Source organism: Streptomyces cyslabdanicus (assembly GCF_052663305.1).
Map to the genome: position 1 here is coordinate 1 of NZ_JBQRUW010000046.1, position 25,935 is coordinate 25,935.

Sequence of the window (25,935 nt, forward strand, 5' to 3'; positions counted from 1 at the left end):
TACCTCAGCCGGGCCATGAGGGCGTGTTCCACCAGGGTGATGAGGGCGGACTTGGCGTCGGCGCGGTGTCGGGCGTCGGTGGTGATGATGGGGGCGTCGGGGCCGATCTGGAGTGCTTCGCGGACCTCGTCGGGGGTGTAGGGCTGCTGGCCGTCGAAGCCGTTGAGGGCGATGACGAAGGGCAGTCCGCTGTTCTCGAAGTAGTCGACGGCGGGGAAGCAGTCGGCGAGCCTGCGGGTGTCGACGAGGACGATGGCGCCGATGGCGCCGCGGACGAGGTCGTCCCACATGAACCAGAAGCGGTCCTGTCCGGGGGTGCCGAACAGGTACAGGATCAGGTCCTGGTCGAGTGTGATGCGGCCGAAGTCCATGGCCACCGTGGTGGTGGTCTTGTCCCCGGTGTGGGTGAGGTCGTCGATGCCCGCCGAAGCGGACGTCATCACGGCCTCCGTGCGCAGCGGGTTGATCTCTGAGACGGCGCCGACGAACGTGGTCTTGCCCACGCCGAAGCCGCCCGCCACCACGATCTTTGCGGAGGTGGTGGAGCGGGAAGGACCGCCGCTAGAGCTTGCGAAGTCCACTGAGCACCCTTTCGAGCAGTGTCACGTCTGGCTGGCCACCGGCGTTCTCGTCGCCGCCGGGCTGATGAATGGCGACCAGGCCCGCCTCCGCCAAGTCGGCGACGAGGATCCTGGCCACGCCGAGAGGGATCGAAAGCAGGGCCGAGATCTCGGCCACCGATTTGATCTCGCGGCACAGATGGCAGATCCGCTGATGTTCGGGCAGCTGGCCCTGCATCTGGTGCGGCTGCGCGGTGGTGTGCACCAGTGCCTCAATGGCGAGCTGGTACCGCGGCCTGGTGCGTCCGCCCGTCATGGCGTACGGGCGCACCAGGGGGTTGTTCGACGCCCCCGCGGGCGCCGGTTCAGGGATGCGTCGCTGCGGCTGCACCGGCTGGATACGCGGCGCGGGCGGCTGGTCGTACGGAGACGGACCGGGGCCCTGCGGCGTGTATGGCTGCCGGTGGTGGGGGGTGGAGGGAAAGCCGTACCGGTTCGCCGAACCGTCGCCCGCGCCCTGTGCGGGGCCGTACGACCAGTTACCCGAAGGCGAACCGCCTGGGAGTGTTGCCACGTTCTCTCCTCCTCCGACTGTGCCGGGCACCCACCATGTGGAGCCGCGTCCCGAAACCTTACGGCCCCGGGACGCCAAAACGCACCGGCTGTCTGTTAGTTGAGAAGGCTTCCCTGGAGCTCCGCACGGAGGTCCGGCGTCAGGACCGTGCCCGCACGGTCCACCAGAAGGGCCATCTCGTACCCGATGAGGCCGATGTCCGCCTCGGGGTGTGCGAGAACCGCGAGCGACGAACCGTCGGATACGGACATGATGAAGAGGAAACCCCGCTCCATCTCCACAACGGTCTGGTTCACGCTGCCGCCCTCGAAGATGCGCGAGGCACCGGCGGTCAGCGAGGTCAGTCCGGAGGCGACGGCCGCGAGCTGGTCGGCGCGGTCGCGGGGGAAGCCTTCGGACATCGCCAGAAGGAGTCCGTCGGCGGAGACCACCACGGTGTGGGACACCCCGGGGGTGTTGTCCACGAAGTTGGTGATCAACCAGTTCAGGTTCTGTGCCGCCTGGCTCATCGGGCTCACACTAACGCTCCTGGTTGTAGGTGCTGTCAGGACCACTGTGTTCATTCCTTGTGGCCTGACCGTTCTTGTCAATTCCTGCGTTGCGTCCTCGCTGGACGCCCCGGCGCAGGTTGCTCAGCCTGCCCCGGATGTCCTCGGGGGCGCGGGAGACCTGTGGGCCTCCCTGCGGGGTTGATTCCGCGGTGCCTTCGACCAGGTTGGCCTTGGGCACGCGCCGCGGCAGTCCGGAGGTGGTGACCCCGCCTGCCTTGGGCTTGCGGAGCTGCGAGGCCTGCTGCCAGCGGTTGTCGTTCGCCGAACGCCAACCGTCGCCGTCGCTCTCCGAAGTGTGGGTCGGTTCTTCCTCGTCCACGGGCCCCGTGCCGTTCGCACCGCTCGCGACGGATCCGCGGCGGGGCAGCCCGGCGTCGGTCAGCTCGTGGACGGCGGAGGGAGCCGGTCCCGGACGCTCGAAGCCTACGCGGTCCGCCTCGGTCGCGTCAGCGGCCTGCGGGGATTCCGCTTCCGGAGCGTACTGGTCCGGGTAGCCGTTCTGGTAACCGTCCGGCTGCGGCCAGTCGTCCTGGTAGGGCTGCGCCTGGAAGTCGGCGTACGCCTCCGGCGCCGCGGCGTGCGCCGACGCGTGCTCCTGCTGCCCGGACTCCGCATAACCGGCGTGGGGGTAGCCGCCGTTGGACGAGTAGGCATCGCCCTGCGGCGCACCGCCGTTCGGCGCGTAGTACCCCTCGTCGTACGACGGGCCGCCCTGCTCGTCGTAGGCCGTCTGCTGCTGGTCGTACGCAGCGTGCTGCGGTTCCTCGTACGACGTCTGCGGGTCGTACCCGCCCTGCTCGGGGAACGGCGGCTGACCTGTGTCGTACACCGGCTGCTGCCCGGTGTGCTCGTCGGGGAACCCGGCCGGCTGGGCCGTCTCCGGGTCCGCAGGCCGGTCGTGCGTCTGGGCCTCCAGGGCGGCGCGGCGCTCCTCGCGCTTGAGGGAGCGGCCGACGGGGTCCAACTGCCGGGAGCCGTCCGGGGCGTCGGCGTACCGGCTGTCGTCGAAGCCGAGCTCCGCGGCGGTACGCATGGGCTGGGGAGCGCCGAAGTCCTCGCCCTGGAGCTCCTGCTCCGGGATGATCTGCGACACGGTGAAGTCGTCGCGGTCCAGCGCCTGTTCGCCGCCACCGCCGTGGGTGATCGCGTCCGGCAGCATGACCAGCGAGGTGGTGCCGGCCTGCTCGCCGGAGGGGCGCAGCTGTACGCGGATGCCGTGCCGGTCGGCCAGGCGGCCGACCACGAACAGGCCCATGCGCTGGGAGATCGCCGCGTCCACGGTGGGCGGGTTGGCCAGCTTGTGGTTGATGTCCGCGAAGTCCTCGGCGGTCAGGCCGATGCCCTTGTCGTGGATCTCGATCATGACCCGGCCGTCGGGCAGCCGGGTTGCGGTGACCCGGACCTTGGTCTGCGGCGAGGAGAACGTGGTGGCGTTCTCCAGCAGCTCGGCCAGCAGGTGCACGAGGTCGGTGACCGCGCGGCCGTGGATCTCGGCCTCGGGCACGCCGGACATCTCGATGCGCTCGTACTGCTCCACCTCGGAGGAGGCGGCGCGCAGCACGTCGACCAGCGGGACCGGCTGGTCCCAGCGGCGGCCGGGCTCCTCGCCGGCGAGGACGAGGAGGTTCTCGCCGTTGCGGCGCATACGGGTCGCCAGGTGGTCCAGCCGGAAGAGGTTCTCCAACTGGTCCGGGTCGGCCTCGTTGTTCTCCAGGTCGGTGATCAGGGTCAGCTGGCCCTCGATCAGCGACTGGTTGCGGCGCGAGAGGTTGGTGAAGATCGCGTTGATGTTGCCCCGCAGCAGGGCCTGTTCGGAGGCGAGCCGGACGGCCTCGCGGTGCACCTGGTCGAAGGCGCGGGCGACCTCGCCGATCTCGTCGGTCGAGGTGATCGGGATCGGCGCGACCCGGGTGTCGACGCGGCCGGGGTCGGTGCGCGAGAGCTGGTCGACCAGCATCGGCAGGCGCTGCTCGGCGATGCCGAAGGCGGCGTTGCGCAGTCGGCGCATGGAGCGGCTCATCTGGCGGGCCACCAGGGCGGCCAGGAGGAACGCGGCGAGCAGGGCGACCAGGACGACCGCGCCGGTGATGAACGTCGACTGCTTGGCGTTGTCGGCGATCGAGGCCGCCTCGTTCACCGCGGTGTCGGCCATGTCCGACTCGATCTGGCGGTAGGCGTCGAACTTGAGGGTGTTGACCGCCCACCAGTTCTCGGGCGTGATGCCCTTCTGCGCCAGTGCCGCGCGCTCGGCCGGGTCCGTGCCGCCCAGCGTGGCCAGCGCGGTGACCATCTTGGTCGGGTCGTCCGGCGGGGCCACGTAGCCGGGGTCCTTGGCCTTGGCCTGCTCGGCCATGGCCGTGGCCTTGGCCTGGATCTCCCGCTTCAGCGCGTCCAGCTTGTCCGCGTCCTCCTGGGTGCCGCCGCCGATGTACTCCTCGACGGCGACGCCCTCGAGGTAGGCGTAGGAGGACAGGGCGACCCGCTGGCCGGCCAGGTCCTCCGCGTTGGGGCCGGGCTTGATCAGCAGGTGCATGCCGATCGAGCGCTCGAGCGACAGTGCGGCCTTGGTCAGCGAGATGGCGTAGACGGTACGGCCGTAGGAGGTGATGTTGCCGGTACCCAGGCCGAGTTCGTTGGCGAACTCCATCAGCGGGTGGGCGACCTTGACGTAGCCCTCCTCGGTCTGCACACCGGGCAGCTTGGAGCTGAACGCCGCGGCACGCAGCTGCTGGAGTTCGGGCTCGGTGTCGCGGAAGAGCTTGAGTCGGCGTTCCAGGCCGGCCTTGTGCGGCATGGACTGCGCGGCCCGGTCGAAGGCGTCGGCGGCCTGGTCGGTCAGCTCGCGGGCCTGGGTGACGGTCGGGTCGTTCTGGCCCTTGCCCTGGAGCAGCGGGGCCGCGCTGACGTCGCGCTCGTGGTAGAGGGCGTCGGCGTAGGCCAGTGAGGCCCGCACCAGACGTGCGGTGTGCTCGGCGTCCTGGGCGTTCTGCCAGGTGTTGACGGAGCTGTTGACCTGGAAGCCGCCCATGACCAGGCCGACCAGTACGGGAAGGAGCAGGATCGCGTTCAGCCGGGTCGGCACCCGCCAGTTGCGCGGGGAGAGGCGGCCACCGCTCGCGGTGGGCGCGGCCGTCGGTTTCGAACCGGGCACGTGCGCGGGCGCCGTACCGCGCGGCGGCGGGGTGAAATTACCCCGGGCCGACGGCTCGGGGCCGTTCTTGCTTCGCCTCACTCGACCAACAACCTCTCGGCGGTCGGCACCTACGTTGTGCCGCAGTGTCTCAGAACCCGGTCCGCGCCATCGACGGCCCACTACCGGTGAGTACGTCTTTGACCATGGGGTAGTTCAGGCATTCCAGCACGTCAACATGCGCTCTTCCAAACAGTGGAAACGGATGCTTCCACGTGACGCACGTCCCAGATAAAACGGGCATAAACAACTACCCCCGGCAAAAGTCCGGGGAATCGTGCGCACAGCGGCATCACATGTGCGCGACGCGTGGCCGTACCACGGGATTCCTCTGCCGAAACGTTATGAACACCGGGGCCGGCCGTGTCAAAGGACACAGCCGGCCCCGGTGCATCTACGACAACTGCCGTACGGTGCTGCCGACTTCAGGGCTACTTCGGTTGCCCTGGTTACCTCAGCCGGGCCATGAGGGCGTGTTCCACCAGGGTGATGAGGGCGGACTTGGCGTCGGCGCGGTGTCGGGCGTCGGTGGTGATGATGGGGGCGTCGGGGCCGATCTGGAGTGCTTCGCGGACCTCGTCGGGGGTGTAGGGCTGCTGGCCGTCGAAGCCGTTGAGGGCGATGACGAAGGGCAGTCCGCTGTTCTCGAAGTAGTCGACGGCGGGGAAGCAGTCGGCGAGCCTGCGGGTGTCGACGAGGACGATGGCGCCGATGGCGCCGCGGACGAGGTCGTCCCACATGAACCAGAAGCGGTCCTGTCCGGGGGTGCCGAACAGGTACAGGATCAGGTCCTGGTCGAGTGTGATGCGGCCGAAGTCCATGGCCACCGTGGTGGTGGTCTTGTCCCCGGTGTGGGTGAGGTCGTCGATGCCCGCCGAAGCGGACGTCATCACGGCCTCCGTGCGCAGCGGGTTGATCTCTGAGACGGCGCCGACGAACGTGGTCTTGCCCACGCCGAAGCCGCCCGCCACCACGATCTTCGCGGACGTCGTCGCCCGGCCCGCGTCAGAGCTTGCGAAGTCCACTGAGCACCCTTTCGAGCAGCGTCACGTCCGGAGCGCCACCGTTGTTCTCGTCCCCGCCCGGCTGGTGGATGGCCACCAGGCCGGCCTCAGCGAGGTCCGCGACGAGGATCCTGGCCACGCCCAGCGGCATGGCGAGGAGCGCCGAGACCTCGGCCACGGATTTCACCTCGCGGCACAGGTGGCAGATCCGCTGGTGCTCCGGGAGCAGTCCCATCAGCGCTGCCGGGTCGGCCGTCGTGCTGATCAGTGCCTCGATGGCGAGCTGGTAGCGCGGCCGGGTCCGGCCGCCGGTCATCGCATACGGACGTACCAGCGGCTGGTCGCCCTCATCCCCGTACGGCTCAGCGTACGGATCATGAGAGGCGGGGGGCGGGGTCATGAATCCTCCGGGCGGGACAGCAAGTCGGTCAGTCAAGCCGTCTGACGGGGCCGGTGGGGGGATGGTGGCGGCCGGACGGTGATGTGGTGAGTTGGATGGTGCCGGAGCCGGTCAGTGCAGCAGACTGCCCTGCAGTTCGGCGCGCAGGTCCGGTGTCAGGACCGCCCCCGCGCGGTCGACGAGCAGCGCCATCTCGTAGCCGACGAGGCCGATGTCGCACTCGGGGTGGGCCAGGACCGCCAGGGACGACCCGTCGGAGACGGACATCAGGAAGAGGAAGCCGCGCTCCATCTCGACGACCGTCTGCGACACGGTGCCGCCCTCGAAGATCCGGGAGGCGCCCGCGGTCAGCGAGGTCAGTCCGGAGGCGACGGCCGCGAGCTGGTCGGCGCGGTCGCGGGGGAAGCCTTCGGACATCGCCAGTAGGAGTCCGTCCGCGGACACCACGACGGTGTGGGACACCCCGGGGGTGTTGTCCACGAAGTTGGTGATCAACCAGTTCAGGTTCTGTGCCGCCTGGCTCATCGGGGTCAACTAACGCTCCTGCTGGTGAGTGGGGCTCGGGAAACTGCCCGTCTGACCGGTACCGGCCTGACGGCCCTGTGCGATGCCCCGACGGAGATTGGTCAGCCGGCCGCGTACGTCGTCTGGCGAACGCGAGACCTGCGGACCGCTCTGGTGCTGTTGCTGCTGAGCCGTGCCCGGGACGAGGTTTGCCCGGGGCACCCGGCGCGGCAGGCCGGAGGTGGTGACACCGCCCGCGGCCGGCTGCCTGACACGCTCGGCCTGCCGAACGAGGTCGTCGTTCGGCGAGGTGCGCCAGGTGGAGGCTGCGGGACGCTGGGGGGCCGCAGGAGTCTGCGGCGGCTGTTGCGGCTGCTGCTGTGGCGAGGACGGAGCCGGTTCGCTGCTCTGCTGCTGCCGTTCGCCGCGGAACCAGTTGGTCTCCAGGGTGTCGAACAGCGGCGTACGGCCGTCGCCGGGACCCGGGGCCGGAGGCAGCGCCCAGGCGTCGTCGGGCCGCTGCTGCGCGGCACCCGCGTTGCCCCGTTCCGGGCGTGCGGGACGCTGCTGCGGCCGCTGGGTAGCCGACCCGCGCAGACCGCCGAAGTCGGCGGCGCCGCCCGGGTGGGCGTTCCGGCCGGCCGCTCCGTTGTCGTGACCGGGCTGGGCGAACTGGCCGGTGGAGCCGTTGTCGTAGCCCTGCTGAGCGGCGAACTGGCCGGTGGAGCCGTTGTCGTAGCCCTGCTGAGCGGCGAACTGGCCGGTGGAGCCGTTGTCGTAGCCCTGCTGGGCCGCGAACTGGCCGGTGGAGCCGTTGTCGTAGCCCTGCTGGGCCGCGAACTGGCCGGTGGAGCCGTTGTCGTAGCCCTGCTGGGCCGCGAACTGGCCGGTGGAGCCGTTGTCGTAGCCCTGCTGAGCGGCGAACTGGCCCGTGTCGGCCGGGTTGTTCTGCGCGCCGGAATTGTAGACGTCCGAGCGGGTGAACTGGCCTGTGTTCTGCGAGCCGTCCGCGCCCGGCTGCGGCGCGTCGAAGTCGGGACGGGGGAACGCCGAGGTGTCCGCCGGGGAGCCCGGTGCCTGCCGGTCGTCGAAGCGGGGGATCGCCGAGGTGTCCGCCGTCGAGCCGGGTCCCTGCCGGTCGTCGATCCGCGGCATGCGCGAGGTCTGCGCCGGGTCCTGCTCGTCGTGGCCGCGCGGCGCGTCCAGTGCGGCCCGGCCCTGAGCGTTCTCGTCGGCCCAGCCCTGCGTGCGGGACGGACCGCTGCCGCCCGGCAGCTCGGCCCGCGGGCCACCGCGCGGCGGCAGCTGCGGCTGCCGGCCCGGCTCCCCGCCGTTCCCGCGCTGCGGGGGCACGCCACCGCGCGCGCCGCCGAAGACGTCCTGACGGCGTCCGTCGTCGAAGCCCTGCGGGGCGGCCGGCTGCCGGCCGTCGCCGAAGCTCTGCGGCGCGCCCGCACCGGGGGCCTGCTGACTCTGCGGCCCGCCGGGTGCCTGGCCGCCGAACCCGCCGGCCATGCCCGACCCGGCCGGGCGGCCCTGCTGAGGCTGCCCCGGACCCTGCTGCCCGCGCGGTCCGTTCGGACCGCCCTGGCGGCCGGCACCGGGCAGTGCGGCCCGCGGACCCTGGCCGCCGCCGACCTGGCCGCGCGGAGCGGCTCCGGCACCGAGCCGGCCGGCCCCGCCCTGCTGACCGCCCGCACCGAGGGCCCCGCCGCCCTGCTGACCGCCCTGGCGGCGGGCCGCGGCGGCGCCTGCGGCGGCGGCCGCGGCGGCCGGACCGCCCGCGGACGGGCCGCCGGGCTTGCCCGCGCCCGGCTTCTTGCCGCCCTGGGCGACGTCGACGGGCAGCATGACCAGAGCCGTCGTACCACCGGAGTCGGAGGGGCGCAGCTGGATGCGGATGCCGTGGCGCTGGGACAGACGACCGACCACGAAGAGGCCCATGCGGCGGGAGACCGACACGTCCACGGTGGGCGGCGAGGCGAGCCGCTCGTTGATCGCGGCGAGGTCCTCCGGGGACAGGCCGATACCGGTGTCGTGGATCTCGATCAGCACCCGGCCGTCCGGCAGCGCGTGACCGGTGACCTTGACCTTGGTCTGCGGCGAGGAGAACGACGTCGCGTTCTCCAGCAGCTCGGCGAGCAGGTGCACGAGGTCGTTGACGACCCGGCCGGCGACCTCGGTGCCGGGGACCGAGGCCAGCTCGATGCGCTCGTACTGCTCCACCTCGGACGCGGCGGCGCGGAGCACGTCGACCAGCGGGACCGGACGGGTCCAGCGGCGGCCGGGCTCTTCACCCGCGAGGACGAGGAGGTTCTCACCGTTACGGCGCATACGCGTCGCGAGGTGGTCGAGCTTGAACAGCGAGGACAGCTGGTCCGGGTCGGCCTCGCGGGACTCCAGCTCCGAGATCAGCGACAGCTGGCGCTGGATCAGACCCTGGGACCGGCGCGAGAGGTTGGTGAACATCGCGTTGACGTTGCCCCGCAGCAGGGCCTGCTCGGCAGCGAGGCGGACCGCCTCGCGGTGCACGTCGTCGAAGGCCGCGGCCACCTGGCCGATCTCGTCCCGGGAGTGCACACCGACCGACTCCACGGACGTGTCGACGTCCTGCGGGTCGGACTCCGACAGCTGGCGGACCAGCTCGGGCAGACGGTCCTGGGCGACCTTGGTGGCGGTCTCCTGGAGCCGGTGCAGCGAGCGGATCATGGAGCGGGCCACGACGAAGGCGCCGACCAGCGACACGCCGAGCACGAGCAGGATCAGCACACCGGAGACGATGGCGTCGTACTCGGTGGCGCTGCGCAGCTCGCGGGCCTTCTGCTCCATCTCCTCGAGCAGCGTGTGCTCGATCTTCTTCATCTGCTCGATCTTGGTCGAGCTGTCGTCGACCCAGTCGCGGTAGGACCGCTTGTTCGCCTGCTTCAGGCCGTCGGTGTTGTCCAGGACGCGCTTGGCGTAGAGGTCCGCGGACTGGATCGTCGGGTTGCCCTCTTCGATGGGCTTGATGAGCTCCTCGGAGCCGTCCCCGTAGATGTTGCGGAAGCCGTTGAGGTCGGAGGTCTGGCTCTCCAGCGCCTGCTGGGCGTAGAGGCGGTCGTTCTCGGAGAGGCTGCCCGCGCTGGTGTTGTTGGCCGGTAGGGCGGCGGCGATGACGGCGCGCTGGACGGAGGCGTACTCCTTGGCGGAGGAGAACGCGGCCAGGGCGCGCGTGCGCTGGATCATCTGCGGGTTGCTGGTCGCCTCGGCCATGTCCTGGGAGAGGGCGAGCAGCTCGGTGATGAGCCGGTGGTAGCTCTCGACCGTCCGGGCCGAGTTCTCCTTGGACTGGTACGCGTCCTTACGGATCTTGCCGAGGCCGTTGAGGTCGCTGGCGAGACCGACGAGGGTGTCGCGGACACCGAGGAGGTTGCCGTTCTTGCTGGCGGCGTCGATCTCCTCGGACGCGGAGACGAAGTTGTCCCGGGCCCGGTCGGTCCGGTCCCGGTAGCCCTTGATGGTGATGGCGCTCGCGCTGGAGGGGTGCGCCAGCGGGCCGGCGGACTGGTCGCGCTCCTCCTGGAGCGCGGCGGCCAGCTCGGTGGCCTGCTTGGTCATCTCCGTCAGCAGCTTCATGTTGTCGAGCTGCTGGATGTCGTCCATGCTCTGGTTGATACGCAGCCCGCCCAGCGTGGTCGCGGCGACCACGGGCAGTGCGAGCAGCGAGACCAGACGCGTGGAGATGCGCCAGTTGCGCAGGGCCATGCGCGAGCCGGGGCCCGTCGGGCCCCGGCTGCCGGTCTGCTTGGCCCCCGGAGCCGGATCCGACGACCCGGACGCACCGGTCGGGCCGGTCGTGCCCGAGCGTCCGGCGCCGTCGCCGGCCGCGGCCGGGTTCTGGGCGTGCTGGGGCGAGGAGCTGACGGCCATGGGGCCAGTCCCGCCGTGCGGCTCCGGCTCCGCCGAAGCGCTGCCATCCCTCTTGAAACGTCCCTGCACTAGCGTCGCAACCTCTGGACCAGGCGCCCCTCCGCGCGAGCGGAAGGACGGTGTCGGCGTTGTGGGAAGCGTCCTGAACACACTTCCCTGATGGTCGTGAGTGACCGGCGCTGGTTCCCCCTTCTCACCGCCACTCGGCGCTGCGTTGCGCCCCCTGCGCCGGCTCGATCCTGCAGCGGTCCGTGGCATTCCAGCACAGTGCCGGATCTCCAACAAGGCATGTGGGCCAGGCTGTGACCACCGTGACAGCCCGTGAGTGACGCATTACCCGATGTGGAAAGTGATCTCCCGTATAGGGGACATTTCGCTGCGTACCCGCGAGTCACTTGAGGTGTCCCAGTCGCCATGATCGGGAGCGGAATGATGGCTTCAGTGGCCCAATGTCCGATTCGACGATCAAGGCTGCACCATGGATTTGTCTGGATTGTCGAGGCCGTCGTGAGGAAACTCACACCGACAACACAGGCTCTTCACGTCTTCGGCCGGGAATTGAATGTTTAGCCTGACGCTTTACAGGGATGGCATATCCGACAACCCGCGCCCGAGCGGGGGTCATGCGGACCTCCCGGGTGCCCGTAGACGACAAGGTCTCGTACAACCGTGAAGACGACGATGATGTTCCGCACCATAGCCAACCCCCGGCGCACGACGCTGATGCACCTCGAAGGAGCCGACGCGCTGCCGACGCCGGAGCTGCCGGAGCACCCCGTCTCCCTTCCCACGCAGACCGCCAACCCCCGGCGGACCATCCTCATGGAGGCGCCCGTCGCGGCCGCCGCCGCGCAGTAGCGCCCGGTCCGCCCGCGGACGGCGATCAGGGGCGTCCCGCTCGAGGACGCCCCTCTTCCATGCCCCGCGCGCCGTAATGGCGCGAGGTCCGGGGCCCGGCCGCGTTAGCCTGGAGCGTCAGATCCAGCCGCTTCAGTCAAGGGGCCAAGCAACCCGTGCGCATCGCCAGGTTCTCCATCGACGGGAACGTCGCCTTCGGCGCGGTCGAGGGTGACAAGCCGGACGAGCTCGTCCTCGACATCATCAAGGGCATCCCGTTCGCGGACTTCGAGCTCTCCGGCACGAAGGTGCCGCTGAGCAAGGTACGGCTGCTGCCGCCGGTGCTCCCCAACAAGGTCGTGGCCTTCGGCCGCAACTACGCCGAGCACGCACGTGAACTCGGCAACGAGGTGCCCGACGCGCCGTTCGCCTTCTTCAAGCCGTCCACCTCGGTGATCGGTCCCGGCGACCCGATCCAGTACCCCTCCTTCTCCCAGGAGCTGCACCACGAGGCCGAACTGGCCGTGGTCGTCGGCCGCATGTGCCGCGAGGTCCCGCGCGAGCGCGTCAAGGACGTGATCTTCGGCTACACCTGCGCCAACGACGTCACCGCCCGCGACGTGCAGCGGCGCGAGAAGCAGTGGGCCAGGGCCAAGGGCTTCGACACCTCCTGCCCGCTCGGCCCCTGGGTGGAGACGGACCTCGACCTCGGCGCCGCGGCCGACCTGACCATCCAGCTCACCGTCAACGGCGAGCAGCGGCAGCTGGGCCGCACCAGCGAGATGATCCACCCCATCGAGGATCTGATCGTCAACATCTCCGAGGCCATGACGCTGCTCCCCGGCGACGTGATCCTCACGGGCACCCCGGCAGGGGTCGGCCCCCTCAGCGTCGGCGACGAGGTCGCCGTCACCATCGAAGGCATCGGCACTCTCACCAACAAGGTTGTCAAGCGTGGCTAGCGCACCCGTACGCGTCCGTTTCTGCCCCTCGCCCACCGGTAACCCCCACGTGGGCCTGGTCCGCACCGCCCTGTTCAACTGGGCGTTCGCCCGGCACCACCAGGGCACGCTGGTCTTCCGCATCGAGGACACCGACGCGGCCCGCGACTCCGAGGAGTCCTACAACCAGCTGCTCGACGCGATGCGCTGGCTGGGCTTCGACTGGGACGAGGGCCCCGAGGTCGGCGGACCGCACGCGCCGTACCGGCAGTCGCAGCGCATGGACATCTACCAGGACGTCGCCCACAAGCTGCTCGAAGCCGGCCACGCCTACCACTGCTACTGCTCCCAGGAGGAGCTGGACAGCCGCCGCGAGGCCGCCCGCGCGGCCGGCAAGCCGTCCGGCTACGACGGCCACTGCCGCGACCTGAGCGCCGCGCAGGTCGAGGAGTACAAGGCCCAGGGCCGCGCCCCGATCGTCCGCTTCCGCATGCCCGACGAGACGATCACCTTCACCGACCTGGTCCGCGGCGAGCTGACCTTCACCCCGGAGAACGTCCCGGACTACGGCATCGTCCGCGCCAACGGCGCCCCGCTGTACACCCTGGTCAACCCGGTCGACGACGCGCTCATGGAGATCACCCACATCCTGCGCGGCGAGGACCTGCTCTCCTCCACCCCGCGCCAGGTCGCCCTGTACAAGGCGCTGATGGAACTGGGCATCGCCAAGGAGGTCCCGGCCTTCGGTCACCTGCCGTACGTGATGGGCGAGGGCAACAAGAAGCTCTCCAAGCGCGACCCGCAGTCCTCGCTGAACCTCTACCGCGAGCGCGGCTTCCTGCCCGAGGGCCTGCTCAACTACCTCTCCCTGCTCGGCTGGTCGCTGTCGGCCGACCGGGACATCTTCTCCGTCGAGGAGATGGTCGCCGCCTTCGACATCGCGGACGTGAACCCCAACCCGGCCCGCTTCGACCTGAAGAAGTGCGAGGCGATCAACGCCGACCACATCCGCCTGCTCGACGTGAAGGACTTCACCGAGCGCTGCCGTCCCTGGCTCCAGGCTCCGGCCGCCCCCTGGGCCCCGGAGGACTTCGACGAGACCAGGTGGCAGGCGATCGCCCCGCAGGCGCAGACGCGTCTGAAGGTCCTGTCCGAGATCACGGACAACGTGGACTTCCTGTTCCTGCCCGAGCCCGTCTTCGACGAGCCGAGCTGGACCAAGGCGATGAAGGAGGGCTCGGACGCCCTGCTCCGCACCGCCCGGGAGAAGCTGGAGGCGGCCGACTGGACCTCCCCCGACTCCCTGAAGGAGGCCGTCCTGGCCGCCGGCGAGGCCCACGGTCTCAAGCTCGGCAAGGCCCAGGCGCCGGTCCGTGTCGCCGTCACAGGACGCACGGTCGGTCTGCCCCTCTTCGAGTCCCTCGAGGTCCTGGGCAAGGAGAAGACCCTGGCCCGCATCGACGCGGCGCTGGCGAAGCTGGCGGCGTGAACGAACCCGGCGGCGTGCGCGGCGCCTGAGCCACCCGACAGGGCGGCAGCCTCTGCGGAGGCTGCCGCCCTGTCCCGTACGGCCCGGCCGCGGCAGGGTTAACATCGCCCCATGGTCGACCCGTCGGCACATTTCGTCGTCACCGTCCAGGCGTCACCTGTCGCGGCATGGTTCCACCACCTCTTCACCCGGCCCGTCATCGAAATCGACGGTACCGAGCACGCGGCGAAGTGGGGCACCACGGACATCGCCGTGACGTCGGGTGTTCACCATGTCAGCGTGTACTTCCGGTACCGAGGGCAGAGCCGGGCCCGACTCGCCGAGGCCGGCAGGGACGTCCCGACCGGGGACGGCGGCCGGCGGATGTCCGTCCATGCCCGGCTCGGCCCGCGCAACGGCAGCTCCTTCCGGATCACGGCACCCGGTTCCGAATGATCCGAAGGGCGATCCGCGGCAGGCGGTACTGTCGGTGACATGCCGATCGAAGCCGTGCTCTGGGACGTCGACGACACCCTTTTCGACTACACCGCCGCCGATCGGGCCGGCATGCGGGCGCACCTGGTGGCCGAGGGGCTGCTGGACGGGTACGGGACCGTGGAGGAGGCCCTGGCGCACTGGCGGCGGATCACCGACGCGCAGTGGGCGCGGTTCTCGGCGGGGGAGGCGACCTTCGAGGGGCAGCGGCGGGACCGGGTGCGGGTCTTCCTCGCCCGGCCGGAGCTGACCGACGACGAGACCGACGCGTGGTTCGAGCGCTACCTGGGCCACTACGAGGCCGCCTGGGCGCTCTTCCCGGACGTGCTGCCCGTCCTGGACGCGCTCGCCGCCAGCCACCGGCACGCCGTGCTGTCCAACTCCAGCGTCCACGTCCAGGAGCGCAAGCTGCGCGTCCTCGGCGTGCGCGACCGCTTCGAGGCCGTCCTGTGCGCCGCGGAGCTCGGGGTGTCCAAGCCGGAGCCACGGGCGTTCCACGCGGCCTGCGAGGCCCTGGAACTCGGCCCGCACCAGGTGGCGTACGTCGGCGACCACCCGGAGATCGACGGGCGGGGCGCCGCCGAGGCCGGGCTGGTGTCGGTCTGGATCGACCGTGTGGGTGTGGACGCCGACGGCCACGACGGCGCCGGGCGGCACCGCATCGCCTCACTCGCCGAACTGCCCGCGATCCTCGGCGCCGATACTCGTTTTGGAGCCCCGTCCACCTTCGGGTAATGTTCTTCCTGCGCCGCGGGGCGCGGGCCGAAGGTCCGGAACCGCGGGTGCAACACTAGAACAGGATCCCCAAAGGGTCTTGCCTTCCAGTGGCCTATGGTGTAATTGGCAGCACGACTGATTCTGGTTCAGTTAGTCTTGGTTCGAGTCCAGGTAGGCCAGCTCGCAGAGCTCATCTGCACCGCGGATCTGATCCGCAAGCCCCCGTTGTGTAGCGGCCTAGCACGCTGCCCTCTCAAGGCAGTAGCGCCGGTTCGAATCCGGTCGGGGGTACGGATCCCAGGTGTGTTCCAGGGATCAAGGCCCCCGTTGTGTAGCGGCCTAGCACGCCGCCCTCTCAAGGCGGTAGCGCCGGTTCGAATCCGGTCGGGGGTACGACTGGTCTAAACCATCATTGGTCTATGGTGTAATTGGCAGCACGACTGATTCTGGTTCAGTTAGTCTTGGTTCGAGTCCAGGTAGACCAGCTCGGACCTGCGGAAACGCAGTGTCCACGCCCCCGTTGTGTAGCGGCCTAGCACGCCGCCCTCTCAAGGCGGTAGCGCCGGTTCGAATCCGGTCGGGGGTACAAACCCGAAGGGCCCTCTCTTACGAGAGGGCCCTTCGGCGTGCCGGGACTCCCTGTCACTCCTCGCCGAACCGACGGTGCGACTCCTCGACCTCCGCCAGCCGGCGCAGGCTGAGCACGACCGGCTCGTACAGCACCGTCAGTGCCACCGCGGCCTCCACCTGCTCGTCCGGAGTTCCGTAACGCTCCACCATGTCCAGGTCGGTGACGGCTATCCGCTCCGCCGCGCGCCCGTACGGCTCCAAGTCCTCGGCGGAGCACGGGTAACCGAGCCGGGAGAGCGCGGCGATCGCGGTCACCAGCATTCCGCGCGCCGGCGCCGTGGGGAGCGGGTCGGACGTGGGGCCGCAGCCCCAGCCGAGGCGGTCCATGAGTTCGTCGGCCGTGCGCCGGGCGGCCTCGACGGCGGGATCGGTCTCGTCGGGCGCCGGGCGGTGCGGCAGCGCCCATGTGGCGGTGCCCAGTCGTTCGTTGGGGCCCAGCTTCTCGTCCGCCAGGGCCGCCAGTACGTCCCGGGCCGAGGCCACCGGGATGCGCCCCACCTGGATCAGCGCGCGCACCAGCCGCAGCCGCCGCAGGTGCCCCTCGTCGTAGTCGGCCTGGGTGGCCGTGACCCGGCGGCCCGGGTGCAGCAGCCCCTCGCGCAGATAGAACTTGATCGTCGCCGTGGAGACGCCGCTGCGTGCGCTCAGCTCCGCCAGTCGCATTCCGCTCCGCGCCCCTTCTCTCCGCGCCCTCTTGCGCCCTCCCGTTGGGGAGTGCCACTATCCAAGCATGGATAGTGGAGCTATCCAATGGCCTCGTTTCCGGCGAGGGGCCGGACGGACGGGAGTGGGGGGACGGCATGAGCGTGAAGCCGATCGAAGGACGCATGACCGCCGCGAGCGAGGGGGAGATGGTCGTCTTCCTCATCGGGGTGCGGATCAACAGCTTCGCCGCGGTGCGCAGTTGGTGGCCGGTGGTCAGGGCGATGGGGCCGATGCTCGCGGAGCTCGTCGACGACCGGGACAGCGGACTCCTCGGCTACGAGTCCCGCCTGGGCGGGCTCCGTGAGGTGGGGTACGCGCAGTACTGGGAGTCGAGGGAGAAGCTTCTCGCCTACGCCGCCGCGCCCGACAGGAAGCACCGTCCGGCCTGGGCCGCCTTCAATCGGCGGCTGCGTGAGGGGAGGGGCAAGGTCGGCTTCTGGCACGAGACCTATGTCGTCCCGGCCGGGTCCTATGAATCCGTCTACGTGAACATGCCCGAGTCGGGTCTGGGCAGGGCCACCGGGGTCGTGCCCGTGGGCCGCCGAGGAGAGCGGGCGGCCGACCGGCTGCGAAAGCCCTGAGCGCCCGGGGCTCGCCCGGCGGGCGTCCCCGAAGGCCGCGTCGACGGGAGGGCCGGGCGGCGGTGCGGCGGGCGGGCCGCACGGGGCCCGCCGCCTCGGCCCGGCCGCGCCTCGCCGGTCCGCGGGCGGGGCGGGACCGGGTGGGGGCTCGGGGGAGGACAGCCGGGCGCAGGGCCTGGGAGGAGAAGCGAGGCCGGGCGCGGGCCCGCCGCGGCGTTGAGGCGGGCCCGCGCCCGGGGAGCGCGGTAGAGGAAAAGGATCAGCCGGCGCGGCGCAGCGCCTCCGAGAGGCGGGCGGCGGCGTCGATGACCGCCTGGGCGTGCATACGGCCGGGGTGGCGGGTGAGGCGCTCGATGGGCCCGGAGACCGAGACGGCGGCCACCACGCGGTTGGAGGGGCCGCGCACGGGCGCGGACACGGACGCGACGCCCGGCTCGCGCTCGCCGATCGACTGGGCCCAGCCGCGGCGCCGTACGCCCGACAGGGCCGTCGCCGTGAAGCGGGCGCCCTGGAGGCCGCGGTGGAGCCGCTCCGGCTCCTCCCAGGCCATCAGGATCTGCGCCGAGGAGCCCGCCTTCATCGTGAGCGTGGAGCCGACCGGGACGGTGTCCCGGAGGCCGGACAGGCGCTCGGCCGCGGCGACGCAGATACGCATGTCGCCCTGGCGGCGGTAGAGCTGCGCGCTCTCGCCCGTCACGTCCCTCAGGTGCGTGAGCACCGGCCCGGCGGTGGCCAGCAGGCGGTCCTCGCCCGCGGCCGCGGCCAGTTCCGCGAGGCGCGGGCCGAGGATGAACCGGCCCTGCATGTCGCGCGCCACCATGCGGTGGTGTTCCAGCGCCACGGCCAGCCGGTGGGCCGTGGGTCGTGCCAGTCCGGTGGCCGCGACCAGACCCGCGAGGGTGGCCGGACCGGACTCCAGAGCGCTCAGGACGAGGGCTGCCTTGTCCAGAACGCCGACGCCGCTACTGTTGTCCATGAAACGATACTTGCGTCTCACTCTGTGAAACGCAAGTTCAATTTTCCGTGGAACACGCCACTCTGGAAGTCACAACGGCCCGTGGACCGGCGGGCTCGGCGGCGGACGCCCGGAGGGGGCGCGGGTGCCGCATCCTCAAGATCTCTAGTTGGGCCGGCGCCTTCGGTGTCCGGCCGGAGGGAAAGCGATGGGTAGGACACTCGCGGAGAAGGTCTGGGACGACCACGTCGTCCGGCGCGCCGAGGGCGAGCCCGACCTCCTCTTCATCGATCTGCACCTGCTGCACGAGGTGACCAGTCCCCAGGCCTTCGACGGCCTGCGCAAGAGCGGCCGCGGCGTGCGCAGGCTCGATCTGACCATCGCCACCGAGGATCACAACACCCCGACCCTCGACATCGACAAGCCCATCGCGGACCCCGTCTCCCGCGCCCAGCTGGAGACGCTGCGCAAGAACTGCGCCGACTTCGGCGTCCGGCTGCACCCGCTGGGCGACGTCGAGCAGGGCGTCGTCCACGTGGTGGGACCGCAGCTGGGACTGACCCAGCCGGGCACCACCGTCGTCTGCGGCGACTCGCACACCTCCACGCACGGCGCCTTCGGCGCGCTGGCCTTCGGCATCGGCACCTCCCAGGTCGAGCACGTGCTCGCCACCCAGACCCTGCCGATGGCCCGCCCGAAGACCATGGCGATCACCATCGACGGCGAACTGCCCGACGGCGTCACGGCCAAGGACCTGATCCTGGCGATCATCGCGAGGATCGGCACCGGCGGCGGCCAGGGCTACGTCCTGGAGTACCGCGGATCCGCCATCGAGAAGCTCTCGATGGAGGCCCGCATGACCATCTGCAACATGTCGATCGAGGCCGGCGCCCGCGCGGGCATGATCGCCCCCGACGAGACCACCTTCGCCTACCTCCAGGGCCGCCCCCACGCCCCCGAGGGCGCCGACTGGGACGCCGCGGTCGCGTACTGGAGGACCCTCCGCTCGGACGACGACGCCGTCTTCGACGCCGAGGTGGTCATCGACGCCGCCGAACTGTCCCCGTTCGTCACCTGGGGTACCAACCCCGGGCAGGGTGCCCCGCTTTCGGCGGCCGTCCCCGACCCGGCTTCGTACGATGACGCATCGGAGCGCATGGCCGCCGAAAAGGCCCTGGAATACATGGGGTTGGAGGCCGGGCAGCCGCTGCGCTCCATCAGCGTGGACACCGTCTTCGTAGGCTCCTGCACCAACGGCCGCATCGAGGACCTGCGCGCCGCCGCCGAGATCCTGCGGAGCCGCAAAGTCGCCGACGGCGTACGGATGCTGGTCGTCCCGGGCTCCGCGCGCGTGGGCCTCCAGGCGGTCTCCGAGGGCCTGGACGTGGTCTTCAAGGACGCCGGCGCCGAATGGCGGCACGCGGGCTGCTCGATGTGCCTGGGCATGAACCCCGACCAGCTGGCCCCCGGCGAGCGCTCCGCCTCCACCTCCAACCGCAACTTCGAGGGCAGGCAGGGCAAGGGCGGCCGTACGCACCTGGTCTCCCCGCAGGTCGCCGCGGCCACCGCGGTCCTCGGCCACCTGGCCTCCCCGGCCGACCTGTCCGACGCCCCCACGCCCGCTGGAGTCTGAGAACCATGGAAGCCTTCACCACCCACACCGGCCGGGCCGTCCCGCTGCGCCGCGGCAACGTCGACACCGACCAGATCATCCCCGCCCACTGGCTCAAGAAGGTCACCCGCGACGGGTTCGAGGACGGGCTGTTCGAGGCCTGGCGCAAGGACCCCGAGTTCGTGCTCAACCGCCCGGAGCGCCAGGGCGCCACGGTCCTGGTCGCCGGCCCCGACTTCGGCACCGGCTCCTCCCGCGAGCACGCCGTCTGGGCGCTGCAGAACTACGGCTTCAAGACCGTGATCTCCTCCCGTTTCGCGGACATCTTCCGGGGCAACTCGCTGAAGAACGGTCTGCTCACGGTGGTCCTGGAGCAGCGGGCCGTGGACGCGCTGTGGGAGCTCGTCGAGAAGGACCCCGAGGCCGAGGTGACCGTCGACCTGGTCGCCCGCGAGGTGCGCGCCGAGGGGATCACCGCCCCCTTCGAGCTGGACGAGAACTCCCGCTGGCGCCTGCTGAACGGGCTGGACGACATCTCCATCACCCTCCAGAACGAAGCCGACATCACCGCGTACGAGGCGAAGCGCCCGGCCTTCAAGCCGCGCACCCTGCCGGTCTGATCCACGGCCCCGGCCGATGATCGACCGCTGAGCCCGGACCCGCTCTCCGGCGCCGTGGCAAGTCGACTTTCGGCCACTGTGAGACCCTTCTGTACCCCCGATCGAGGCGATCGGGGGTACAGCTGTTTTGATGCTCGTACCAGCCGGCGCACCGCCGTCGGGACGCTCAACTTCCCACGTCAATGGGGTTGTTGCGGTGGAGGGCGAGGTTCCGGGCCCTGCCCGGCGCGGCGCCCCGGAGGGCCGTCACCGGCCTCAGTTGCCCCCCAGCGCAGGCGACAACTCGCCCCAGATGGCACAATCTGTGCATGGACAACGACGGCCAACTCGAGCTCTATGTGGCGGTCGCGGCCCAGCTCAAGGAAGCGCACGAAAGAGTGCGCGCACTGCAAGTCCCGGAGAGCGTACGGATGGCGCTGACCCGGAAGCTGCTGGTCATTACGGCCGCGGCCAAGCACGATCTCGCCGGTGCGACAAGGCGTCTGGAGCGGTTCACGGCAGACCTCGACCAGGGGCGAATCCCCGGGGAGGAAGGCTGAACAGCCCAAGGCCGTCGAGTCCGTTGCGGCACAAGGGTGATTAGCCCGTTTCGTGTTTGATTTGCGGTATATATCTGCCTAACGTGCGAAAACGCTTGAACACTTTCGTTCCGGCAAGGTCTCCGAAGGGGAAGACGTGAACAAGGCGCAGCTCGTAGAAGCGATTGCCGACAAGATGGGCGGCCGCCAGCAGGCCGCCGATGCGGTGGACGCGGTACTGGACGCCGTCGTCCGCGCGGTCGTCGCGGGAGACCGGGTCTCGGTCACCGGCTTCGGGTCCTTCGAGAAGGTCGACCGTCCCGCCCGTTACGCGCGCAACCCGCAGACGGGTGAGCGGGTGCGGGTCAAGAAGACCTCCGTTCCGCGCTTCCGGGCCGGCCAGGGCTTCAAGGACCTGGTGAGCGGCTCGAAGAAGCTTCCGAAGCATGACATCGCGGTCAAGAAGGCGCCCAAGGGCAGCCTCTCCGGCCCGTCCGCCACCATTGCCAAGGCCGTCGGCAAGAAGGCCGCGGCGAAGAAGACGACCGCGGCGGCGAAGAAGGCCACCGCGAAGAAGACGGCCGCGGCGGCGAAGAAGACCACCGCGAAGAAGACGACCGCGGCGGCGAAGAAGACCACGGCGGCCGCCAAGACCACCAAGGCCGCCGCCAAGAAGACCACGGCCAAGAAGGCACCGGCGAAGAAGGTGACGGCCAAGAAGGCCCCCGCCAAGAGGTCGACCGCCCGCAAGACCACCGCCAAGAAGACCACCGCCCGCGGCAAGTAGCGGCGCAGGGCCACTCACGCGCCGGGCCGGACTCCCGAGGGAGCCCGGCCCGCGGCGTGTTCGGGCACTTTCCGCCGGCCGTGCGGCCTCTCGTGCCCGCCCGGACGGGCTTCCTGCCTGCTCAGAAGGTCTGCAGCGTCACCAGGGTGATCCGCAGGCCGTTCCCCTCGCCCGCGGTCTCGATCCGCACCCGCTGTCCCGGCCGCAGCAGCCGCAGACCGCCCGCGTCGAACGCCGGCGCGTCGAAGGGAACCGGGGTGCCGTCGTCCAGGAGCACCTGCCCGCTGCGGCTTTCGGGGTCGTACGTGTATGCGGTCGCCTGCATGACGGCAGCCTACTTCCCCACGGCGGGCAGCCGCGCCGCGGCGGCGGCCGTCCGCGGCCCCACGCCGAGGGCCAGGGCCGCCCGCAGATCCTGCCCGGTGTCCACGTCCCGGCGCACGGATTCCACCGCGTCCAGGGACAGTTCCACCGCGCCGGACGCCCGGTGGCGGGCCCGGGAGTCGGCACCGAAAGCCGGGAGCAGCGGATGACCGGGGGACGCCGCCAGCAATGTCGTGCCGATGGCCGCGGAATCCGCGAGAAATGCCCGCGGGAATTGTCCGGCCGCCTCCAGGACCCGGGCCAATTCCGTCGGCCGCAGCGCGGGGAGATCGGCGTTCAGGGCCGCCACCGGGCTTCGGGGGCGCGCGGTCAGCACCACCGCCGCTCCGTGCGCGAGGGCCGCGTTCAGTCCGGTCCCCGGCTCGTCGGCGACGATCCGCGCGCCCAGTGCCGCCAGCTCCCGCCCGGCCTGAGCGTCGTCCGTGACGACCGCCACATCCGCCACGGCGGGGCAGGCCAGCGCGGCCGCCACCGTGTCCACGGCGAAGGCGAGGGCCAGGCCGGGACGCACCCCGTCGCCGGCGGTGTCCGACAGCCTGCTCTTGGCCCGGGTCAGGGGCTTCAGGGGGATGACCAAGGTCCACTGCACCGGCGTTCCGCCCCTCTCGTGTGGTCGTCATTGTCTCCCGGGCGTCCCCTGGACCGTCCGGCGGTCCGGACGGGGCAGGGGCGCGAAGCCCCTTCCAAGGGCGCTTTCGGGTGACGTGCGGGCGTACGGTGTCCTCGACAGACAGGCGGCCTGGGGCGACACTTGTGCGGCCCCCAGGCCCTAGAGGAAGGTGTCCGCGTGCCCCGCCGCAGAATCGGCTTCTGGTATCGCTTCGCAGCGGTGATCTGCAAACCGCCACTGGTGGTTCTGATCAAGCGGGACTGGCGCGGAATGGAGCACATTCCGGCCGACGGCGGATTTATCACCGTGGTGAACCACAATTCGCACGTCGATCCCTTCGCGTACGCCCACTTTCAGTACAACACCGGGCGCGTACCGCGATTCCTGGCGAAGAGCGGGCTTTTCAAGAAGGGATTGGTGGGTGCCGCGATGCGCGGCACCGGGCAGATCCCCGTCTACCGCGAGAGCACGGACGCGCTGAGCGCGTTCCGGGCCGCCATCGACGCCGTGGAGCGCGGCGAGTGTGTCGCCTTCTACCCCGAGGGCACCCTCACCCGCGACCCCGACGGCTGGCCGATGACCGGCAAGACCGGCGCCGCCCGGGTCGCCCTCCAGACCAAGTGCCCGGTGATTCCGGTCGCCCAGTGGGGCGCCAACGAACTGCTGCCGCCCTACGCCAAGAAGCCCGACCTGCTGCCCCGCAAGACCCACCACGTGCTGGTCGGGCCGCCCGTGGACCTCTCCCGCTTCTACGACCAGGAGATGACTCCGGAGCTGCTGAAGGAGGCCACCGAGGTCATCATGGCCGCCATCACCCGCCAGCTGGAGCAGATCCGCGGTGAGAAGGCGCCCGCCGAGCCGTACGATCCGCGCCGGGAGCGGATCGAGCAGCGCCGCCGCACCGAGGAGCAGACGCAGGGCAGGACCGTGCCGGTCGCGCAGCGCGGGCCGGCCGAGCGGGAGTCCGTACAGGAAGAGGGGCAGGGCACGTGAGCAAGCCGGTCAAGGCGGCCGTCTTCGGTACCGGATCGTGGGGCACCGCCTTCGGCATGGTCCTCGCCGACGCCGGCTGCGAGGTGACCTTGTGGGCCCGCCGTGCCGAGCTCGTCGACGCGGTCAACTCCACCCGGACCAACCCCGACTACCTGCCCGGAGTGGAACTCCCGGACAACCTGCGGGCCACGGCCGACGCCGCCGAGGCCGCCCGCGACGCCGACTTCACGGTGCTCGCCATCCCCTCGCAGACCATGCGGGCGAACCTCGCCGCATGGGTGCCGCTGCTCGCCCCCGACACGGTCCTCGTCTCCCTGATGAAGGGCGTCGAACTCGGCTCGGCCATGCGGATGAGCGAGGTGATCGAGGACGTCGCCAAGGTCGGCGCCGACCGCATCGCCGTCGTCACCGGGCCCAACCTGGCCCGGGAGATCGCCGCCCGCATGCCGGCCGCCGGCGTGGTCGCGTGCACCGACGAGGCGGTGGCCCGGCGGTTGCAGGCCGTCTGCCACACCCCGTACTTCCGGCCGTACACCAACACCGACGTGGTGGGCTGCGAACTCGGCGGCGCCGTCAAGAACGTGATCGGTCTGGCCGTCGGCATCGCGGACGGCATGGGGCTCGGCGACAACGCCAAGGGCTCGCTCATCACGCGCGGCCTCGCCGAGACCACCCGCCTCGGCATGGCCCTGGGCGCCGACCCGCTGACCTTCTCCGGACTGGCCGGACTCGGCGACCTGGTGGCCACCTGCTCGTCGCCGCTGTCGCGCAACCACACCTTCGGCACCAACCTCGGCAAGGGCATGACCCTCCAGGAGACCATCGCGGTCACCAAGCAGACCGCCGAGGGTGTCAAGTCCTGTGAGTCGGTGCTGGATCTGGCCCGCCGGCACGGCGTCGACATGCCCATCACGGAGACCGTCGTCGGCATCGTGCACGAGGCCAAGCCGCCCGTGGTGGCCCTCCGGGAGCTGATGTCGCGCAGCGCCAAGCCCGAACGCCGCTGAAACCGGCGCCGTTCGGCCGTCCGCATCACGTTGCGCGACCGTCCGTGCGACGCTGAGCGACGGTGCCCGGGCGGGCACTGACGCCGCGGATACCAGCGGGTACTCTCGTCGCGATATGAGCACCGAGAACCTCCCCCAGAGCCCCGAGCAGCCGTCCCGCAAGCCCCGCGTGGCCGTCGTGTGCGGCGGCCGCAGCTCCGAACACGGGATCTCCGTGGTCACCGCGGGCGCGGTGCTGCGCGCCATCGACCGGACCAAGTACGAGGTCCTGCCGATCGGCATCACCCGCGACGGCCGCTGGGCCCTGACCGCCGACGAGCCGGAGCGCATGGCCATCACCGAGGGCCGCACCCCGAGCGTCGAGGAACTCGCCGACTCCGCGGAGGGTGGCGTGGTGCTCCCCGTCGACCCGGCCAACCGTGAAGTCGTCTACAGCGAGCCCGGTTCGGTGCCCAAGGCGCTCGGCGAGGTCGACGTGGTCTTCCCGGTGCTGCACGGCCCCTACGGCGAGGACGGCACCCTCCAGGGCCTCCTGGAGCTGTCCGGCGTGCCGTACGTGGGCTCGGGCGTGCTCGCCTCGGCCGTCGGCCAGGACAAGGAGTACATGAAGCGGGTGTTCACCTCCTTCGGGCTCAAGGTCGGCCCGTACGTGGTGATCCGGCCGCGCGAGTGGGCGCGGGACCCGTCCGCCGCCCGCAAGAAGATCGTCGACTTCGCCGGCGAGCACGGCTGGCCGCTGTTCGTGAAGCCCGCACGCGCCGGTTCGTCGATCGGCATCACCAAGGTCGACGACCTCTCCGGCCTGGACGAGGCGGTCGAGGAAGCCCGGCGGCACGACCCGAAGGTGCTCGTGGAGGCGGCGCTGCGCGGTCGTGAGATCGAGTGCGGGGTGCTGGAGTTCGAGGACGGCCCGCGGGCCTCCGCACCGGCCGAGATCCCGCCGCCCGAGGCGCACGCGTACTACGACTTCGAGGCCAAGTACATCGACTCCACGCCCGGCATCGTGCCCGCCCCGCTGACCGAGGAGGAGACCGCCGAGGTGCGGCGGCTCGCGGTGGAGGCGTTCGAGGCGGCCTCCTGCGAGGGCCTGGTCCGCGCGGACTTCTTCCTCACCGAGGACGGCGAGTTCGTGATCAACGAGATCAACACCATGCCCGGCTTCACGCCCATCTCGATGTACCCGCAGATGTGGCAGGCGAGCGGGATCGGCTACCCGGAACTGGTGGACCGGCTGATCCAGGCGGCGCTGCACCGCTCGACCGGCCTGCGCTGAGCGCGTACGCGGAGGGGGGGGGGGGGGGAGAACAGGTGCCTCCCCCCCCCCCCCCCCCCCCCACCAACCCCCCCCCCCCCCCCCCCACACCCCCCCCCCTCCCCCCCCAA

At 70.8% G+C, this 25,935-nt stretch carries 25 protein-coding genes and 5 tRNA genes; 18 read left to right on the forward strand and 12 right to left on the reverse strand.

What is annotated here, in order from left to right; genetic code table 11:
* The 8 genes from ACTYVM_RS26930 to ACTYVM_RS26965 all read right to left on the reverse strand — a co-directional run.
* The coding region (locus ACTYVM_RS26930; protein WP_445528446.1) for a GTP-binding protein at nucleotides 1-581 on the reverse strand (581 nt) is incomplete at its 3' end.
* The gene (locus ACTYVM_RS26935) at nucleotides 562-1,134 is read right to left on the reverse strand and encodes a DUF742 domain-containing protein (RefSeq protein WP_445528447.1); all 573 of its coding nucleotides are present in this window, start codon (nucleotides 1,132-1,134) and stop codon (nucleotides 562-564) included. The genes ACTYVM_RS26930 and ACTYVM_RS26935, both read right to left, overlap by 20 nt.
* A gap of 95 nt (nucleotides 1,135-1,229) precedes the next feature.
* Complete coding sequence (locus tag ACTYVM_RS26940) at nucleotides 1,230-1,643, reverse strand: roadblock/LC7 domain-containing protein (protein WP_005479603.1); 414 nt, start codon at nucleotides 1,641-1,643, stop codon at nucleotides 1,230-1,232.
* 10 nt (nucleotides 1,644-1,653) lie between these two features.
* Nucleotides 1,654-4,917, reverse strand: coding sequence for a nitrate- and nitrite sensing domain-containing protein (locus ACTYVM_RS26945; protein ID WP_445528448.1), 3,264 nt, complete (start codon nucleotides 4,915-4,917; stop codon nucleotides 1,654-1,656).
* A gap of 407 nt (nucleotides 4,918-5,324) precedes the next feature.
* The gene (locus tag ACTYVM_RS26950; protein ID WP_400034771.1) at nucleotides 5,325-5,900 is read right to left on the reverse strand and encodes a GTP-binding protein; all 576 of its coding nucleotides are present in this window, start codon (nucleotides 5,898-5,900) and stop codon (nucleotides 5,325-5,327) included.
* Nucleotides 5,881-6,279 carry a DUF742 domain-containing protein gene (locus tag ACTYVM_RS26955; RefSeq protein WP_141358025.1) on the reverse strand — a complete coding sequence of 133 codons (399 nt, stop codon included), beginning with the start codon at nucleotides 6,277-6,279 and terminating at the stop codon, nucleotides 5,881-5,883. The genes ACTYVM_RS26950 and ACTYVM_RS26955 overlap by 20 nt, the downstream gene beginning before the upstream one ends.
* A gap of 111 nt (nucleotides 6,280-6,390) precedes the next feature.
* The gene (locus ACTYVM_RS26960; protein WP_070022333.1) at nucleotides 6,391-6,804 is read right to left on the reverse strand and encodes a roadblock/LC7 domain-containing protein; all 414 of its coding nucleotides are present in this window, start codon (nucleotides 6,802-6,804) and stop codon (nucleotides 6,391-6,393) included.
* Nucleotides 6,805-6,813: 9 nt separating this feature from the next.
* Nucleotides 6,814-10,761, reverse strand: coding sequence for a sensor histidine kinase (locus ACTYVM_RS26965; protein WP_445528449.1), 3,948 nt, complete (start codon nucleotides 10,759-10,761; stop codon nucleotides 6,814-6,816).
* Between the two features lie 600 nt (nucleotides 10,762-11,361).
* On the opposite strand from ACTYVM_RS26965, the gene ACTYVM_RS26970 reads away from it, so the two are divergent.
* From ACTYVM_RS26970 to ACTYVM_RS27015, 10 genes are all read left to right on the forward strand, one after another.
* Complete coding sequence (locus ACTYVM_RS26970; protein ID WP_445528450.1) at nucleotides 11,362-11,550, forward strand: hypothetical protein; 189 nt, start codon at nucleotides 11,362-11,364, stop codon at nucleotides 11,548-11,550.
* A gap of 155 nt (nucleotides 11,551-11,705) precedes the next feature.
* A complete protein-coding gene (locus tag ACTYVM_RS26975; RefSeq protein WP_400034764.1) occupies nucleotides 11,706-12,491 on the forward strand; it encodes a fumarylacetoacetate hydrolase family protein in 786 nt (261 codons plus the stop codon).
* Nucleotides 12,475-13,959, forward strand: a complete 1,485-nt coding sequence (gene gltX / locus ACTYVM_RS26980) for a glutamate--tRNA ligase (RefSeq protein ID WP_445528451.1) — start codon at nucleotides 12,475-12,477, stop codon at nucleotides 13,957-13,959. Before ACTYVM_RS26975 ends, gltX begins: the two co-directional genes overlap by 17 nt.
* 111 nt (nucleotides 13,960-14,070) lie before the next feature.
* Complete coding sequence (locus ACTYVM_RS26985) at nucleotides 14,071-14,394, forward strand: hypothetical protein (protein WP_445528452.1); 324 nt, start codon at nucleotides 14,071-14,073, stop codon at nucleotides 14,392-14,394.
* A 39-nt stretch (nucleotides 14,395-14,433) separates the two neighbouring features.
* Entirely contained in the window at nucleotides 14,434-15,168 is a 735-nt protein-coding gene (locus tag ACTYVM_RS26990; RefSeq protein ID WP_400034758.1) for an HAD family hydrolase, read from the forward strand.
* A gap of 90 nt (nucleotides 15,169-15,258) precedes the next feature.
* Nucleotides 15,259-15,330, forward strand: a tRNA-Gln gene (locus ACTYVM_RS26995).
* A 38-nt stretch (nucleotides 15,331-15,368) separates the two neighbouring features.
* Nucleotides 15,369-15,441 (forward strand) — tRNA-Glu (locus ACTYVM_RS27000).
* Nucleotides 15,442-15,470: 29 nt separating this feature from the next.
* A tRNA-Glu gene (locus ACTYVM_RS27005) sits at nucleotides 15,471-15,543 on the forward strand.
* 20 nt (nucleotides 15,544-15,563) lie between these two features.
* Nucleotides 15,564-15,635 (forward strand) — tRNA-Gln (locus ACTYVM_RS27010).
* A 28-nt stretch (nucleotides 15,636-15,663) separates the two neighbouring features.
* Nucleotides 15,664-15,736, forward strand: a tRNA-Glu gene (locus ACTYVM_RS27015).
* A gap of 56 nt (nucleotides 15,737-15,792) precedes the next feature.
* Here the strand turns inward: ACTYVM_RS27015 and ACTYVM_RS27020 are convergent.
* A complete protein-coding gene (locus ACTYVM_RS27020) occupies nucleotides 15,793-16,443 on the reverse strand; it encodes a MerR family transcriptional regulator (RefSeq protein WP_445528453.1) in 651 nt (216 codons plus the stop codon).
* A 137-nt stretch (nucleotides 16,444-16,580) separates the two neighbouring features.
* On the opposite strand from ACTYVM_RS27020, the gene ACTYVM_RS27025 reads away from it, so the two are divergent.
* Nucleotides 16,581-17,066: a DUF4188 domain-containing protein gene (locus ACTYVM_RS27025; protein ID WP_445528454.1), complete on the forward strand. Its 486-nt coding sequence runs from the start codon at nucleotides 16,581-16,583 to the stop codon at nucleotides 17,064-17,066.
* Nucleotides 17,067-17,325: 259 nt separating this feature from the next.
* On the opposite strand, the gene ndgR is transcribed toward ACTYVM_RS27025, so the two are convergent.
* Nucleotides 17,326-18,042, reverse strand: a complete 717-nt coding sequence (ndgR, locus tag ACTYVM_RS27030) for an IclR family transcriptional regulator NdgR (protein WP_150951308.1) — start codon at nucleotides 18,040-18,042, stop codon at nucleotides 17,326-17,328.
* 187 nt (nucleotides 18,043-18,229) lie between these two features.
* Here ndgR and leuC point away from each other — a divergent pair, with 187 nt between their 5' ends.
* The 4 genes from leuC (at nucleotide 18,230) to ACTYVM_RS27050 (ending at nucleotide 21,558) form a co-directional block, all read left to right on the forward strand.
* On the forward strand, nucleotides 18,230-19,654 hold the full coding sequence (gene leuC / locus ACTYVM_RS27035; protein WP_445528455.1) for a 3-isopropylmalate dehydratase large subunit: 1,425 nt from the start codon (nucleotides 18,230-18,232) through the stop codon (nucleotides 19,652-19,654).
* 5 nt (nucleotides 19,655-19,659) lie between these two features.
* Nucleotides 19,660-20,253 carry a 3-isopropylmalate dehydratase small subunit gene (gene leuD / locus ACTYVM_RS27040; RefSeq protein WP_445528456.1) on the forward strand — a complete coding sequence of 198 codons (594 nt, stop codon included), beginning with the start codon at nucleotides 19,660-19,662 and terminating at the stop codon, nucleotides 20,251-20,253.
* Nucleotides 20,254-20,561: 308 nt separating this feature from the next.
* Nucleotides 20,562-20,792, forward strand: a complete 231-nt coding sequence (locus tag ACTYVM_RS27045; RefSeq protein ID WP_445528457.1) for an SCO5555 family protein — start codon at nucleotides 20,562-20,564, stop codon at nucleotides 20,790-20,792.
* A gap of 136 nt (nucleotides 20,793-20,928) precedes the next feature.
* Nucleotides 20,929-21,558 carry an HU family DNA-binding protein gene (locus tag ACTYVM_RS27050; RefSeq protein ID WP_445528458.1) on the forward strand — a complete coding sequence of 210 codons (630 nt, stop codon included), beginning with the start codon at nucleotides 20,929-20,931 and terminating at the stop codon, nucleotides 21,556-21,558.
* Between the two features lie 121 nt (nucleotides 21,559-21,679).
* On the opposite strand, the gene ACTYVM_RS27055 is transcribed toward ACTYVM_RS27050, so the two are convergent.
* Entirely contained in the window at nucleotides 21,680-21,883 is a 204-nt protein-coding gene (locus ACTYVM_RS27055) for a hypothetical protein (protein WP_400034744.1), read from the reverse strand.
* Between the two features lie 9 nt (nucleotides 21,884-21,892).
* Nucleotides 21,893-22,531, reverse strand: a complete 639-nt coding sequence (gene cofC / locus ACTYVM_RS27060) for a 2-phospho-L-lactate guanylyltransferase (protein WP_445528459.1) — start codon at nucleotides 22,529-22,531, stop codon at nucleotides 21,893-21,895.
* 198 nt (nucleotides 22,532-22,729) lie between these two features.
* Between cofC and ACTYVM_RS27065 the strand changes: the two genes are divergently transcribed.
* From ACTYVM_RS27065 to ACTYVM_RS27075, 3 genes are all read left to right on the forward strand, one after another.
* The gene (locus ACTYVM_RS27065) at nucleotides 22,730-23,545 is read left to right on the forward strand and encodes a lysophospholipid acyltransferase family protein (RefSeq protein ID WP_445528460.1); all 816 of its coding nucleotides are present in this window, start codon (nucleotides 22,730-22,732) and stop codon (nucleotides 23,543-23,545) included.
* Nucleotides 23,542-24,552: an NAD(P)H-dependent glycerol-3-phosphate dehydrogenase gene (locus tag ACTYVM_RS27070; RefSeq protein ID WP_445528461.1), complete on the forward strand. Its 1,011-nt coding sequence runs from the start codon at nucleotides 23,542-23,544 to the stop codon at nucleotides 24,550-24,552. Before ACTYVM_RS27065 ends, ACTYVM_RS27070 begins: the two co-directional genes overlap by 4 nt.
* A gap of 115 nt (nucleotides 24,553-24,667) precedes the next feature.
* Nucleotides 24,668-25,825, forward strand: a complete 1,158-nt coding sequence (locus ACTYVM_RS27075; RefSeq protein ID WP_445528462.1) for a D-alanine--D-alanine ligase family protein — start codon at nucleotides 24,668-24,670, stop codon at nucleotides 25,823-25,825.
* The last annotated feature ends 110 nt before the right edge of the window (nucleotides 25,826-25,935 follow it).

What these genes read in the sequence shown, in the direction of transcription:
- ACTYVM_RS26940 (WP_005479603.1), bottom strand. Translation starts at nt 1,643, where the DNA reads ATGAGCCAGGCGGCACAGAACCTGAACTGGTTGATCACCAACTTCGTG.
- ACTYVM_RS26955 (WP_141358025.1), bottom strand. Translation starts at nt 6,279, where the DNA reads ATGACCCCGCCCCCCGCCTCTCATGATCCGTACGCTGAGCCGTACGGG.
- ACTYVM_RS26960 (WP_070022333.1), bottom strand. Translation starts at nt 6,804, where the DNA reads ATGAGCCAGGCGGCACAGAACCTGAACTGGTTGATCACCAACTTCGTG.
- ACTYVM_RS26985 (WP_445528452.1), top strand. Translation starts at nt 14,071, where the DNA reads ATGGTCGACCCGTCGGCACATTTCGTCGTCACCGTCCAGGCGTCACCT.
- ACTYVM_RS26990 (WP_400034758.1), top strand. Translation starts at nt 14,434, where the DNA reads ATGCCGATCGAAGCCGTGCTCTGGGACGTCGACGACACCCTTTTCGAC.
- ACTYVM_RS27020 (WP_445528453.1), bottom strand. Translation starts at nt 16,443, where the DNA reads ATGCGACTGGCGGAGCTGAGCGCACGCAGCGGCGTCTCCACGGCGACG.
- ACTYVM_RS27025 (WP_445528454.1), top strand. Translation starts at nt 16,581, where the DNA reads ATGAGCGTGAAGCCGATCGAAGGACGCATGACCGCCGCGAGCGAGGGG.
- ndgR (WP_150951308.1), bottom strand. Translation starts at nt 18,042, where the DNA reads ATGGACAACAGTAGCGGCGTCGGCGTTCTGGACAAGGCAGCCCTCGTC.
- leuC (WP_445528455.1), top strand. Translation starts at nt 18,230, where the DNA reads ATGGGTAGGACACTCGCGGAGAAGGTCTGGGACGACCACGTCGTCCGG.
- leuD (WP_445528456.1), top strand. Translation starts at nt 19,660, where the DNA reads ATGGAAGCCTTCACCACCCACACCGGCCGGGCCGTCCCGCTGCGCCGC.
- ACTYVM_RS27045 (WP_445528457.1), top strand. Translation starts at nt 20,562, where the DNA reads ATGGACAACGACGGCCAACTCGAGCTCTATGTGGCGGTCGCGGCCCAG.
- ACTYVM_RS27055 (WP_400034744.1), bottom strand. Translation starts at nt 21,883, where the DNA reads ATGCAGGCGACCGCATACACGTACGACCCCGAAAGCCGCAGCGGGCAG.
- ACTYVM_RS27075 (WP_445528462.1), top strand. Translation starts at nt 24,668, where the DNA reads ATGAGCACCGAGAACCTCCCCCAGAGCCCCGAGCAGCCGTCCCGCAAG.